General features: G+C 69.2%; 1 protein-coding gene. It reads right to left on the bottom strand.

The window, feature by feature from the left end; all coding sequences use genetic code 11:
- Nucleotides 1-1,018, bottom strand: a 1,018-nt coding sequence (locus tag KF759_RS14230) for an FAD-dependent monooxygenase (RefSeq protein ID WP_291226504.1), incomplete at both ends; no start/stop codon positions are given.

Here is a 1,018-nt window from a genome sequence, read left to right as displayed (position 1 = left end):
GTCGATGCCTTCGCCGGTGGCCGCGACGTAGCTGTCCGGCCGCACCAGGGCCCAGGCATGGCCGAACACATGGCAGGCCCCTTGCAGGTGGCCTTGCGGGTCGATCACATGTTCCAGTGCTTCCGCACGCCCGTCCGTGCCGATGACCTGCACGCAGCGCACGGGGGTTCCGGCGGCCAATGCGCGCAGGCGCTGCAGGCCCTGCGCGCCGATATCTCCGAACACCAGCACCAGTGGCCGTCCATGGGCCCAGCGCAGCAGGTCGTTGGTGGTCCCCGTGCTGCCGTCGGCCCAGCGCAGGCCCACGTTCTGCACCGAGAGGCCGCCGGTGCCCTCGCAGGCACTGGAGGCGCTGTAGGGGTTGGCAATGGCCATGCGGCCGGTATTCACGAACTGGCGCGCAAATGGATACTGTCGGGCCAGGCCGATGGCGGCGGTGCGGAACAGACGTTCCACGCCGTCCGCCGGCCGCAGGAAGCGGGCTGTGCGTCCGGTCACCATCACGTTCTGCCGGGCAGCTTCGTGGCGCTCTTCGTGGTAGCTGTCCAGCAGCGGACCGGCCGCGTGCCCGCGCGACACCGCCGCCAGCTTCCAGGCGAGGTTGTCGGCGTCGGCGATCCCGGTGTTGCCGCCCCGTGCGCCAAACGGACTGACAACCTTGGCCGCGTCGCCCATGAAGAACACCCGCCCATGGCGCATGTGGTCAATGCATTCGCTGCGGTAGGCATAGGGGCCGACCCAGACGATCTCCACCTCGCAATCCGCGCCGAACTGGCGGGCCAGCCGCTCGCGCACCACGTCTTCGCGGCTCACGTAGTCCGGGTCGGCGTTGGGCGCCATCTGGTAATCGATGCGCCACACGTTGTCGCCCATCAGGTGCTGCCAGACCGCCCGGTTCTCGTTGAAAGGCGCTTCAATCCAGGTATGACGCTCGGTGGGGGGCTGCTTGGAGAAGCGCACGTCGGCGATGCACCAGCGGTCGTCGCCCTTCCTGGCGGTGACGCTGGCGCCGCACCAC

Origin of the sequence: Dokdonella sp. (assembly GCF_019634815.1) — a bacterium.
GTDB lineage: Bacteria > Pseudomonadota > Gammaproteobacteria > Xanthomonadales > Rhodanobacteraceae > Dokdonella_A.
This window is presented reverse-complemented; position numbering and strand designations above follow the sequence as displayed.